The sequence below is a fragment of the Nocardia citri genome (genome assembly GCF_054065835.1).
Genome location: NZ_JBSUQM010000031.1, coordinates 1 through 12,007 on the forward strand (window position 1 = coordinate 1; position 12,007 = coordinate 12,007).

Annotated in this window: 11 protein-coding genes; 9 read left to right on the forward strand and 2 right to left on the reverse strand. The window is 67.3% G+C overall.

The window, feature by feature from the left end:
- Positions 1 to 305: 305 nt before the first annotated feature.
- From serB to ACW2Q0_RS27640, 7 genes are all read left to right on the forward strand, one after another.
- Complete coding sequence (serB, locus tag ACW2Q0_RS27610) at positions 306 to 1,529, forward strand: phosphoserine phosphatase SerB (protein WP_457193840.1); 1,224 nt, start codon at positions 306 to 308, stop codon at positions 1,527 to 1,529.
- A 75-nt stretch (positions 1,530 to 1,604) separates the two neighbouring features.
- Positions 1,605 to 2,423: a peptidyl-tRNA hydrolase gene (locus ACW2Q0_RS27615; RefSeq protein WP_457193841.1), complete on the forward strand. Its 819-nt coding sequence runs from the start codon at positions 1,605 to 1,607 to the stop codon at positions 2,421 to 2,423.
- Positions 2,424 to 2,429: 6 nt separating this feature from the next.
- The gene (locus ACW2Q0_RS27620; RefSeq protein WP_457193842.1) at positions 2,430 to 3,263 is read left to right on the forward strand and encodes an ABC transporter ATP-binding protein; all 834 of its coding nucleotides are present in this window, start codon (positions 2,430 to 2,432) and stop codon (positions 3,261 to 3,263) included.
- A gap of 136 nt (positions 3,264 to 3,399) precedes the next feature.
- Positions 3,400 to 4,230, forward strand: a complete 831-nt coding sequence (locus tag ACW2Q0_RS27625) for an NUDIX hydrolase (protein WP_457193843.1) — start codon at positions 3,400 to 3,402, stop codon at positions 4,228 to 4,230.
- An 18-nt stretch (positions 4,231 to 4,248) separates the two neighbouring features.
- Positions 4,249 to 5,025 (forward strand): enoyl-CoA hydratase-related protein, encoded by a 777-nt coding sequence (locus ACW2Q0_RS27630; protein ID WP_457193844.1) that lies wholly within the window; start codon positions 4,249 to 4,251, stop codon positions 5,023 to 5,025.
- A gap of 435 nt (positions 5,026 to 5,460) precedes the next feature.
- A complete protein-coding gene (locus tag ACW2Q0_RS27635) occupies positions 5,461 to 6,438 on the forward strand; it encodes a methyltransferase domain-containing protein (RefSeq protein WP_457193845.1) in 978 nt (325 codons plus the stop codon).
- Positions 6,438 to 7,610 (forward strand): THUMP-like domain-containing protein, encoded by a 1,173-nt coding sequence (locus tag ACW2Q0_RS27640; protein ID WP_457193846.1) that lies wholly within the window; start codon positions 6,438 to 6,440, stop codon positions 7,608 to 7,610. The genes ACW2Q0_RS27635 and ACW2Q0_RS27640 overlap by 1 nt, the downstream gene beginning before the upstream one ends.
- Before the next feature lie 176 nt (positions 7,611 to 7,786).
- Here the strand turns inward: ACW2Q0_RS27640 and ACW2Q0_RS27645 are convergent, their stop codons facing one another.
- Positions 7,787 to 9,124 (reverse strand): outer membrane protein assembly factor BamB family protein, encoded by a 1,338-nt coding sequence (locus ACW2Q0_RS27645; protein WP_457193847.1) that lies wholly within the window; start codon positions 9,122 to 9,124, stop codon positions 7,787 to 7,789.
- A gap of 237 nt (positions 9,125 to 9,361) precedes the next feature.
- Between ACW2Q0_RS27645 and ACW2Q0_RS27650 the strand changes: the two genes are divergently transcribed.
- Both ACW2Q0_RS27650 and ACW2Q0_RS27655 read left to right on the forward strand, forming a co-directional pair.
- Positions 9,362 to 10,111, forward strand: a complete 750-nt coding sequence (locus tag ACW2Q0_RS27650; RefSeq protein WP_457193848.1) for an acyltransferase — start codon at positions 9,362 to 9,364, stop codon at positions 10,109 to 10,111.
- Positions 10,112 to 10,199: 88 nt separating this feature from the next.
- Positions 10,200 to 10,745, forward strand: coding sequence for a DUF1697 domain-containing protein (locus tag ACW2Q0_RS27655; protein WP_457193849.1), 546 nt, complete (start codon positions 10,200 to 10,202; stop codon positions 10,743 to 10,745).
- 3 nt (positions 10,746 to 10,748) lie between these two features.
- Here the strand turns inward: ACW2Q0_RS27655 and ACW2Q0_RS27660 are convergent, their stop codons facing one another.
- Complete coding sequence (locus ACW2Q0_RS27660; protein WP_457193850.1) at positions 10,749 to 12,002, reverse strand: glycosyltransferase family 4 protein; 1,254 nt, start codon at positions 12,000 to 12,002, stop codon at positions 10,749 to 10,751.
- Positions 12,003 to 12,007 lie beyond the last annotated feature (5 nt).

Consider the following 12,007-nt stretch of genomic DNA (forward strand, 5'->3'; position numbering starts at 1 on the left):
GGCCCACGTCGGCTGGGGTTCGGGCAAACATGCCACCGAGGTGCACGAAGGCGCCCTGGCAAAGCAGTAGGCGGTGGCCGGACATTCGTCCGTCCAAGCGCGCATTGCGTGCACCCTCCAGTCGGGTGAGCAACCATGTCGTCCGCCAGGGCGGTACCCGGCTATGCAGTAGCGTCACCGCGACGAGTGTGCACCCACTGATCATCAGTGGGTGCACACTCATTTGTGGGAGAAGCACCAACCGCAGCGCTGCGACATCGGGGTCCAGCACAGCTGCGGCAAACAACTAACTTGGAGCACCTCAGTTGGCCGACACCACCGTCCTCGTCACCGTCACCGGACCCGACCGACCCGGTGTGACCTCCGTGCTACTCGCGGCCATGTCGCGGCATCAAGTGAGTCTGCTGGATGTGGAGCAGGTCGTCATCCGCGGCCGATTGACCCTCGGCGTGCTGGTCACCTGTCCGAGCGATCCGGAGTCGCTGCAGGAAGAGCTCGAAGAGGCGATGAATACCGTCGGCATGCATGTCGACGTCGAGGTCGGCGCGCAGATCGGCAGACAGCCGATATCCACCCACGCGGTGGTCATCCTGGGCGCGCCGGTGACAGCGCGCGCATTCAGTTCGGTATCCCGTCAGCTCGCCGCGCTCGGCGCCAATATCGACACCATCCGCGGTATCGCCGACTATCCGGTGACCGGTATGGAGCTGCTGGTCACCGCGACCGACACCGGACCCGACTCCGATGCCCGGTTGCGCACCGCGCTGGCCGAGGTCGCGGTCGCCGAACGGGTTGACGTCGCGGTGGAGCGGGCCGGACTGGCCCGCCGCGCGAAGCGTCTCATCGTCTTCGACGTCGATTCGACCCTGATCCAAGGCGAGGTCATCGAGATGCTCGCCGCACACGCGGGGGTGGAGGATCAGGTCCGCGAGGTCACCGAGGCGGCCATGCGCGGTGAAATAGATTTCGCCGAATCGCTGCGTCAGCGGGTCGCGACCCTCGAGGGTCTGGATGCAGCGGTGATCGCGGAGGTCGCCGACCGGATCGAGCTGACCCCGGGCGCGCGCACCACCATCCGGACCTTGCGCCGCATCGGATTCCGCTGCGGTGTGGTGTCGGGCGGCTTCCGTCAGGTGATCGAACCGCTCGCGCACGAACTGGAATTGGACTTCGTCGAGGCCAATACGCTCGAGGTCGTCGACGGCAAGCTGACCGGGCGGGTCGTCGGGGAAATCGTCGACCGGGCTTTCAAGGCCACCGCGCTCCGCAAATTCGCGGCGGAGGCGGAGGTGCCGATGGAGCAGACCGTGGCCGTCGGCGACGGCGCCAACGATATCGACATGCTCAATGCGGCCGGGCTCGGCGTCGCCTTCAATGCCAAGCCCGCTCTGCGCGAGGTCGCCGATGCGGCCCTCTCACACCCCTACCTGGACGCTGTCCTGTTCATCCTCGGCGTGACCCGCGACGAGGTGGAGGCCGCCGATGCCCGCGACGGCGGAATCCGCCGCGTCCCGCTCCTCGGCAGCTGACGTCGGCAGGGTCGGTAGGCTCGCTGGGGGTGTCGCGCGTGCGCGGCGGTTTTCGTTGACGAGCGAGGTGGCGTGATGTCGAGTATCCCGGAGTCCGAATTGGCAACGGGCGTCGAGGGATTCCGCATTCGCCATGCGGAGCTGGCGCGCGGCTACGGCGGTCTGGGCGACCCCGAGGATCCCGCCTTGGTGCAGGCCATGCAGATGGTGCTGCATATTCCGAAGCTCGACCCGCCCCGGCGCAGTGCGTTGCTGGAGGCCGCGGCGGTCGCCACGGTGGCGCTGTGCCTGGATGCGCGGGTCGGACCCGAGGGCGAGTGGCAGCAGCGATTCCTGGCCTGGAAACGGTCGCGGATCCGCAAGGTGGCGCGGCGGGCGCGCGGCGCGCAATGGCTCGCCGCCAACGAGGTCGAGGGGGTGAGCGTCGAGGTGGACGGTGCGCTGGCGCGGGCATTCGTGCCGGGGCCGGTCGGGGAGGTCGATCCGCGGATCAGGCGACTGCAGATCAACGGCACCGACCTCGAACACGACGATCCCGGACCCGCGGATCCCGACCTTCCGGTGCTGTGGGTGAATGCGAAACTCGGCATGACGCTCGGCAAGGCCGCGGCCCAAGTCGGTCATGCCAGTATGTTGCTCGCCGGTGCGCTCACCGTGGACGAGGCGCTGCGGTGGTCGCAGCGCGAGTTCCGATGCGCGGTGCGTGAATCCGGACCGCAGCGGTGGGCGGCGCTGTGCGAGCGGGTATCGCGCGGATCCGCCGTCGCGGTGCGCGACGCCGGTTTCACCGAGGTCGCGCCTGGATCGATCACCGTGATCGCGGAACCCGGACAATCCGAATGGCCATGTCGTGGCCACCGGCATGGGCCGGTCGTACGAACACAGCGCATTTGAGCCAAGATGGAGCCCGTGCCGCAACCGGATCCCGATCTGCTCATTGATTTCACCGACGTGACCATCCGACGCTCGGGTCACACCCTCGTCGGCCCGGTCACCTGGCAGGTCGAGCTCGACGAACGCTGGGTGGTCCTCGGACCCAACGGCGCGGGCAAGACCTCGCTGCTCCGCATGGCCGCCGCCGAAGTACATCCGACCTCGGGCATCGCCCATCTGCTCGGTGAAGTGATCGGCAGAACCGACGTCAGCGAGCTACGACCGCGCATCGGCTGGTCCTCGGCCGCGGTGGCCAGCCGAATTCCGCGCGATGAGAAGGTCAGCGATCTGGTGGTCTCCGCCGGTTACGCGGTCCTCGGTCGCTGGCGTGAGCGTTACGACGATGTCGATACCGATCGCGCCATCGATATGCTCGAAAGCCTCGGCGCCGAACATCTTTCCGATCGCACCTACGGGACGCTGTCCGAGGGTGAGCGCAAACGGGTGCTGATCGCCCGCGCGATGATGACCGATCCGGAGCTGCTGTTGCTCGACGAGCCCGCCGCCGGTCTGGATCTGGGTGGCCGTGAGGAGCTGGTGGAACGTCTCGGCGATCTGGCCTCCGATCCCGATTCGCCTGCCATGGTGCTGGTGACCCATCATGTCGAGGAGATTCCGCCGGGCTTCACCCATGGTCTGCTGCTGAACGAGGGTGCGGTCGTCGCACAGGGTTTGCTGTCGGATGTGTTGACCGCCGAGAACCTGAGCGAGGCCTTCCGGCAGTCGATCGCGCTGGATCGTGTCGATGGGCGGTACTTCGCACGTCGGGCACGGCGCCTGGGGCGGCACCGTTCGCGCTGACATCGGCCCAGAGATCTGGATTACACCGTAAACCCAGTGCGCGCTAGGGTGCAGGAGTGAGCGAGCGTCAGCGAGTGAGCCATCGACACAGTGTGCGATCGCGCACGACGGAGCCGAGCGTCAGCGAGGCGCGGTCGTGAGTGAGACGAACGACGCACCGCAGCAGATTCCGTCGCCCAAGGATGCGTCGACGGTGATGCTCGTACGTGACGGTGTCGCGGGGCCGGAGGTATTCCTGCAGCGCCGGGTCGGGGCGATGGCCTTCGCCGCCGGTATGACCGTTTTCCCGGGCGGCGGTGTCGATCCGTCCGACGGGATCGCCGATATCGAATGGGCTGGACCCGAACCCGCCTGGTGGGCTGCCGAATTCGGCACCACCGAGCCGAGGGCCAAGGCGCTGGTCGCCGCCGCCGTGCGCGAAACCTTCGAGGAATGCGGTGTGCTGCTGGCTGGGCCGACCGCCGAAACCGTCGTCGCCGATAGCACCGGCTACCACGATGCTCGAGGTCGGCTGGAACGGCGTGAGGTATCGCTGGCGACCTTTCTCGCTGAGGAGAAGCTGGTGCTGCGCGCGGATCTGCTGCGGCCGTGGGCGAATTGGATCACCCCGGTGATCGAACGGCGGCGTTACGACACCCGATTCTTCGTCGCGGTGCTGCCACCGGGACAGCTCGCCGATGGCGCCACCTCCGAGGCCGCCGAGGTGCAATGGTGCACCGCGGCGGAGGAACTCGAGCGCTGGCGCGCGGGTACCGATGTGCTGCTGCCGCCGACCTGGGCGCAGCTGGATGCCATTGCCGGATACGCCTCAACCGCGGAGATTCTGGCCGTCGACAAGGTGATCGAACCGATCATGCCGGTGCTCACCGGTGACAACGGACGCCAGGTGCTCGTGTTCCCGGACAGCCAGCGGTACTTCGCCGGACTGCCGGATACCAGCAGGCTCAGGGGATCCGCGCGTCCGTGAGGCAGTAGGTTTGCCGGCATGGCCGAATTCGTGACCCTGGAGTTGCCCGAGGATCCCACCGTCCGTGGCGTTGCCGTCCTCCGGATCGACCGCCCGCCACTGAACCTGCTGAACGCGCAGCTGGTGCGCGAGGTGGCCGAGGCCGCGGCGATTGTTGCCGCAGAACCCGGGGTCGCGGCACTGGTCGTCTACGGTGACGAGCGGGTCTTCTGCGCGGGCGACGACCTCGCCGAATTCGCCGGGTTAGGCCCGGATCAGGCCGCCGCCATGGCCGCCGATCTGCAGGTCGCACTCGGCTGCCTGGCCGAGATGCCCCAGCCCACCGTCGCCGCGATCAGCGGCTACTGCCTCGGCGGCGGCCTGGAACTAGCCCTCGCCGCCGATCGGCGCATTATCGGCGACAACGTCGAACTCGGCCTGCCGCAAATCAAAGCGGGGCTCATCCCGCTCGCGGGCATTCGTCGCCTGTCACTGTTGATCGGTCCCGGCCCCGCCAAGGATCTCGTCTACACCGGCCGTTTCGTCGAGGCCGATGAGGCCCGCACCGTCGGCCTGGTCGACGAGGTCGTCGCCCCCGACGATGTCTATACCGCCGCCATGCGCTGGGCCCAACAGTTCGCCGACGGCCCCACCCGCGCCCTCGCCGCCGCCAAATCCGTCTTCGAAGCAGGCCCCCACGGCCTAGACCGTGCCCGCACCGAATGGACCACCCTTTTCACCACCGAAGACCGTCACATCGGCACGGAGTCCTATCTGGCCGATGGTCCGGGCTCGGCCTCTTTCGTCGGGCGCTGACCTGGCGGACCGACTCGATCGCGCCCGGCTGGGGTATTGGATACGGCATGAGCACCGCGTTCGTGGAGTCGCATCGATTTATCCAGCTGACGGTTCGGGCTCGCCGCCGCGTCGATTACCGGGCGGTAGAACAAGTCATGCGACGCCGCGCCCGGCCCGGCGCGGCTCGGGGTGTGCCAGCGCGGATCGGAACCATAAACAGCAACGCGTTCTTGGATGGCGGGTGGCGTGACTTCTGCGGCGTTCGATGATGGTGTGTTCGGCTCGAGCCCAGCTTGCCGGCCGCATCCAGTCAGCACGGCGATGCGCGGGGAGATCATCGGGTAGGTCCAGAACCAGAACGAGTCTCGGGAAATAGGGAGGTGGGGCGAAATCAGTTCCTACGCACCGGACCACTGCACAGGTGCGGTGGAGGGTTGGCTAGGCTTGCCCACCATGACGGTCCATCCCGATGACCCGGCGCCGAACCCGCATGCCACCGAGGCAGAGGTCGAAGCAGCGCTGAACGATACGAAGCTCGCTCAGGTGCTCTATCACGACTGGGAAGCCGAGACCTACGACGACAAATGGTCGATTTCCTATGACGAGCGCTGCATCGACTACGCCCGTGGCCGGTTCGATGCCGCGGTCGGCTCCGCGCCGCTGCCGTACGAGCGTGCGCTGGAACTGGGCTGTGGCACCGGCTTCTTCCTACTGAACCTCATGCAGGCTGGGGTCGCGAAGTCCGGTTCGGTCACCGACCTGTCGCCGGGCATGGTGAAGGTCGCACTGCGCAATGCCGAGAATCTCGGACTCGATGTCGACGGCCGCGTCGCCGACGCCGAGACCATTCCCTACGAGGATGACACCTTCGACCTCGTCGTCGGCCACGCGGTGCTGCACCACATCCCGGATGTGGAATTGGCGCTGAAGGAGTGCCTGCGCGTGCTGAAGCCGGGCGGGCGTTTCGTCTTCGCCGGTGAACCGACCACCGTCGGCAACTTCTACGCCCGTTGGCTCGGCCGCATCACCTGGAAGGCCACCACCACCGTGACCAAGCTGCCCGCACTGTCGGGTTGGCGGCGTCCGCAGGCCGAACTGGACGAGTCCTCGCGCGCCGCAGCGCTGGAGGCGGTCGTCGACCTGCACACCTTCGATCCGAGCGACCTCGAGGCCATGGCCCGGCGCGCCGGTGCCGCCGAGGTCGAGGCGAGTACCGAGGAGTTCGCGGCGGCACTGTGGGGCTGGCCGGTGCGCACCTTCGAGGCGGCCGTGCCGGACGAGAAGTTGACCATGGGCTACCGGATGGCCATGTACCGCGCGTGGCTGCGGCTGAGCTGGTTGGACGAGAACGTCATGCGACGGGTGGTGCCGCGCCAGTTCTTTTATAACGCCATGATCACCGGCGTGAAGCCGGGCGCTGCCGCCAGGTAGTGGGCTACCGCTTCGGCCGCGAGGATGTCGTCTTCCTCGGCAGCGCGGCGGGTAGTGCTGCGCTGGCCGAGGTGGACCGGCTGGAATTGACTCCCGCGACGCATCTGCGCGATGCGGAGCGGGTGCGTCGCGAATTCGGCGAGCGTTCCGGCGCACTCGTGGAAACGGTGCGCCTGCGCCGCCGCGCCGCGGCCAAACTCGTCGACACCGAGCACTGGCTGTTCACCGATGACGCACTTCAACAGGCGACACCGACGCTGGTGGCCCGTCACCGCGCCGCGCGCCTGTCCGGACGCGCCGTGCACGATGTGACCTGCTCGATCGGCGCCGAACTCGCCGAGCTGGCCCGCACCTGCCCGTCGGTACTCGGCAGCGACCTCGACGACGTGCGTCTGTCCATGGCCGCGCACAACCTCGGCGCGACCCGAAATGTCCTGCTGGCCAAGGCCGATGCTCTCGTCCCCTGTAGCACCGGCACAGTTGTCATCGCCGATCCGGCTCGCCGCGCGGACGGTCGCCGCACCCACGACCCGGCGAAACTGCAACCCCCGCTGCCGGATCTGCTCGCCGCCTACCCCGGCCGCGACCTGGCCGTAAAGTGCGCTCCCGGACTGGATTTCGACCGCCTGAACTGGCCCGGCGAAATCGAGGTCGTCTCCCTCGACGGCGCGGTCCGCGAGGCCTGCCTCTGGTCGCCGGGCCTGTCCGCCACCGGCGTCACCCGGCGCGCAACGGTTCTCACCGCTCGCGGCGAATCCGTCACTTATACCGACGCCGCCCCCGAGCAGATCCCGGAACAGCCCCCCGGCGAGTGGATTATCGACCCTGACGGCGCCATCGTCCGCGCCGGTCTCGTGCGCCACTATGCCGCCGAACACGGCCTCTGGCAACTGGATCCGCAGATCGCCTACCTGACCGGCAACACCGTCCCCCCTGGCGTCCGCGCCTTCCGTATCCTCGACCGCCTCGAATTCCGCGAAAAGACCCTCCGCCAAGAACTGACCCGCCGCGACTGCGGCCCCCTGGAAATCCTTATCCGCGGCCTGGATATAGACCCCGACACCCTCCGCAAACGCCTGAAACCCCGCGGCACCCACCCCTACACTCTTATCCTCACCCGGCTATCCCGGACCGCCGCCGTCTTCCTCTGCACCACCCCACCCACCCCCTGAACTCGAGCATGCGATAGCGCGCACCCCTGCCGATATCTCCTGCCACAGATACATGGTCATCAAGAACCCAGGATTGCGCTGCGGCCCAGCCGCTCCTGATGCCGTGGCTCGACGCCTGCTGCGCCCTGCCCAAGACCTCGCGCTGCTCCCGATCTGCCGCCGACGCGGCCAACTATCTACTCGGGTTTGAATGTGAAGACTTCGCCGATGCGGGTGGCGAGAACTACTTCGCCCTCCGGGCCGACGGAAGTGCCGGTGGTGGTGCCCTTCGCGTCCGGGAGGACATCGGAGTCGACGGTTGCCCCGGTCTTGGTGTCGAAGGTGATCAGGTTGATGCCGTCGCCGATGGCGGCGGCGGTGTAGCCGGTATCGCCCGCGGTCTGGACCGGAGTGCCACGCAGGGTGAGATCCTTACGCTCCCAAACGATTTTGGCGGCATCGCCGTTATCGCGCAGGGCGAGTAGGTGGCCGTCGTCACCGGCCGGGATGATCAGTCCGTCGCTGCCGACCGAAATACCACCGCGCGGCGCCCAATCCAGCGGTTGCACCCATTTGGTCCGGCCGTCGGCGGCGTCGACCGCGATGAGTCGCTTGGAGTTGTCGCCGACGTAGACGGTGCGGCCGTCGGCGGACAGCGTCGGACTGGTCGCGCTGCCGTCGGTGAGCAGCTCCGCGCTCCATTCCTGCTGAATTCTATGGTCGGCGTAGCGCAAGGCGACCAGGGCGGCGATCGACTTGCCCGGCTTCCACAGCGTGACGAAGAAACGCCCGCTGGACACCTCGATCGGCGAGATGTTGGCGACCGGGCACTGCGGTCCGCCGATCGTGCAGTCGTCGAGACCTTGACCGGACGCGGGTCGGGTGAGATCCGGGTACTCGAGGAAATCGGGGTCGCCCAGCAGTTGAGTGGTGCTGACAACGCGCTCACCGGTCTGGCGGCTCAGCACATCCATCTGACCGGATTGGGTGACGGTCAGGATGTTCCCGTCGCCGGTGAACTGCGCCGAAACCGGTACGCCGGCAACGGGAGTCCGCCAGCGCGGCTGCCCGATGGAGTTGAACGCGCTGACCCCGCTGTCGTCCCCGACGTAGACATTGGTGCCGCTGTCGACCACCGATGGCGCGGAGATCGCATTCGGTCCCAGCGGGTTGCAGAAGCGCTTGCGGCCGGTCGGCATCTGCAGCGAGAGGATGGCGCAGTTGTTCGGGGCCGAGGTGGTGAGGAACATTTGCCCGTCCGGGCCGATCGTCAAGGGTTCCTCGATCGGCCCACCGACCGGTCGCGACCAACTCAGTGAGAGTTTGCGTGAGCCGGTGACCGTGCTGAAGCCACTGTTTCGGCCGTCGTGGTGCGCGGTGGTCCAGCCCTTGCCGGATCCGACGGTGATGTCGTCGACGTCGGTACCGCAACCCGTCAATACCAGTGCGCCGATCGCCGCCACCGCGCCCAGTCGGAACAGGGGCAGCCCGCGCGCCGGATTGGCCAGTACGCCGCCGCTTCGCACCTGCTGCACTCCTGTCGTCGTTGCCCGTTCGGGACGTGACCGAAAGCGTGTCGACCCCGGTACGCGCACCACCCAAGTCGGGTTGCCCGCGTGGAGGTTCGCCGCCGCCGTCGGCGGCGCAGCAGTCACTGTACGGGAGGGTTGTTCGACGTTGTACGGGTCCCGGCGGTGTTTTCCAACGGGATAAGCTCTAGCCGTCGCGACCAGGACGGTCGCCATCGAAGGACCACGACAGGAGATGACTTCGTGACGAGCATGTGGGGCGCACCGTTGCGCTCGCGGTGGCGCGGCTCGCGCCGCCGGGATCCGCAGCAGGCGCGATTTCTGACGCTGGCGTCGCTGCGCTGGGTCCTCGCGAACAAGGCGTACACGCCTTGGTACCTGGTGCGGTACTACCGGCTGTTCAAATTCAAGGTGGCCAATCCGCATATCGTGCTCCGCGGCATGGTCTTCCTCGGCAAGCGCGTCGAGATCCACGCGACCCCGGAACTGGGCCGGATGGAGATCGGCCGCTGGGTGCATATCGGCGACGGAAATGCCATTCGCTGCCACGAGGGGTCGCTGCGCATCGGCGACAAGGTCGTCTTCGGCAAGGACAATGTGGTCAACACCTACCTCGATATCGAGATCGGTGAGTCCACGCTGGTCGCGGACTGGTGCTACATCTGCGACTTCGATCACCGGATGGACGACATCACTATGCCGATCAAGGATCAGGGCATCGTCAAGAGCCCGGTCCGCATCGGTCCGGACACCTGGATCGCCGCCAAGGTGACCGTGCTACGCGAAACTCGCATCGGCCGCGGCTGCGTCCTCGGTGCGCACGCGGTGGTCAAGGGTGAGATCCCGGACTACAGCATCGCCGTCGGCGCGCCCGCCAAGGTCGTCAAGAATCGCAAGGCGACCTGGGAGGCCGGCGCCGAGGAGCGCGCCGAATACATTGCCGCGCTGGAAGATATCGAGCGCAAGAAGAACGGCGCCACCCAGTCGGTGTGAGCGCTGTCGAGCCCTGGGATCCGGAATGGACTCGGGGCTCGTGCTCTTTCGGACGTCGAGCGTCGGTGCGAGTGGGTACGGTCACGGCATGAACAGGTACGCGGCGCTGTTGCGCGGGATCATGCCGACGAACCCCAATATGAAGGGGGAGAAGCTGCGCGCGGTGTTCGACGGGCTCGGATTCGAGAAGGTCGCCACGGTATTGGCCAGTGGCAATGTGGTCTTCCGTACCGCGGTCACCGATATCGCGAAGTTGGAAGCCCGCATCCAGGACGCGCTGAACAGCGAACTCGGCATTCCGGGCGGCACCATCGTGCGCACCTACGACGAACTGCGCGATCTGCTCGACACCGATCCGTTTCCGGGTCTCACCCATGGTCGCGGCACCTACCTCACCGCGACCTTCCTCAAACAGGCTCCGCCGAACGTCGCGAAAGAGCTGCGCAAGCACACCGAACCCGGGGTACAGATCGTCGGCTACGACACCGCCGCCCGCGTGGTCCTCGCGGTCATCGATAACACCGAACCGCGTACGCCGAACTTCATGGCCTGGATGGAGAAGACCTACAGCAAGGAGATCACCACCCGCACCTGGCTCACCATCCAGAAGATCGTCAAGAAGATGGAGAGTTAGGCGCTACTTCGGATCGCGCTCGGGGAGGGGGCGTTCCACGATGGTGGGCCGGCCGAGCGGGTTGCGGACACGGCGTTTGGCCGCGGAGTAGACGAGGGCGGTTTCGGCGGCCACGACATCCCAGGCGAAGTCGGCGGTGAGGCGTTCACGCGCGGCGTAGGCGCGGTCCTGGGCGGCGGCCGGATCGTCGAGGGTGGCGCGCACGGCTTCGACGATGCCATCCACATCGGCCGGTTCGAACGATGCGCCGGTGACGCCGTCGATGACGGCCTCGCCGAGACCACCCGCGGTAGAGGTGATCAGCGGGGTACCCGCGGCGGCGGCTTCGAGCGCGACGATGCCGAAGGGTTCGTAGCGGCTCGGCAGCACGATGGCGTCGGCGCCGTGCAGCCAGCCGAGCAGTACCTCGTGATCGAGCTGACCGGCGAAGGTCACCGCCCGCGCGACCCGATGCACGCGGGCGCGCTCCCGCAGCCATTCGAACTGGGTGCCGATTCCGGCGATGGTCAGCGTGGTGCCAGGGTGGGCGCGGCGAATGCGCGGCAGCGCGGCGATCGCGTCCTGCACGCCCTTCTCGTATTCCAGCCGACCCACATAGAGCAGGCGCGGCGGACCGGTGCGCGGGGCGCGGGGCCGAAAGGTCCAAGCGCCCACATCGATTCCGTTGCGGATTACCGTCATCGGTATCCGCTCGGGCCCGTAGAGCCGTTCCACCTCGTCCTGCATGGAGGTCGAGCAGGTGATCAAGGCATCGGATTCATTGGTCAGCCACCACTCGACCGAATGCACCTGCTTGTTGACCCGACCCGAGACCCAGCCGCTGTGCCGCCCGGCCTCGGTGGCGTGGATGGTCGATACCAGGGGCACGTCGTAGTACTCGGCCAGCGCGATCGACGGATGCGCGACCAGCCAATCGTGGGCGTGCACGACATCCGGGACCCAGCCGTCGCCGATGCCGGGCTTGCCGAGCGCGACACCGGCGCGGACCATCGCGTGGCCCATGGCCAGCGTCCAGGCGAGCATGTCCTCGCCGAAGTCGAAGCACGGCGGATCCTCCGCGACCGCGACCACCAGCACGCCCTCGGCGATGAACGAGTGGGTGGGGTGGGTCGTGGAATCGGTGCCGGAGGGCCGGCGGGCGAGCACGACCACTTCGTGACCGGCCGCGGCCAATTCGACCGCCAAGTGATGCACATGACGGCCCAACCCACCTACCACCACCGGTGGGTACTCCCACGACACCATCAAGATCTTCATGAATG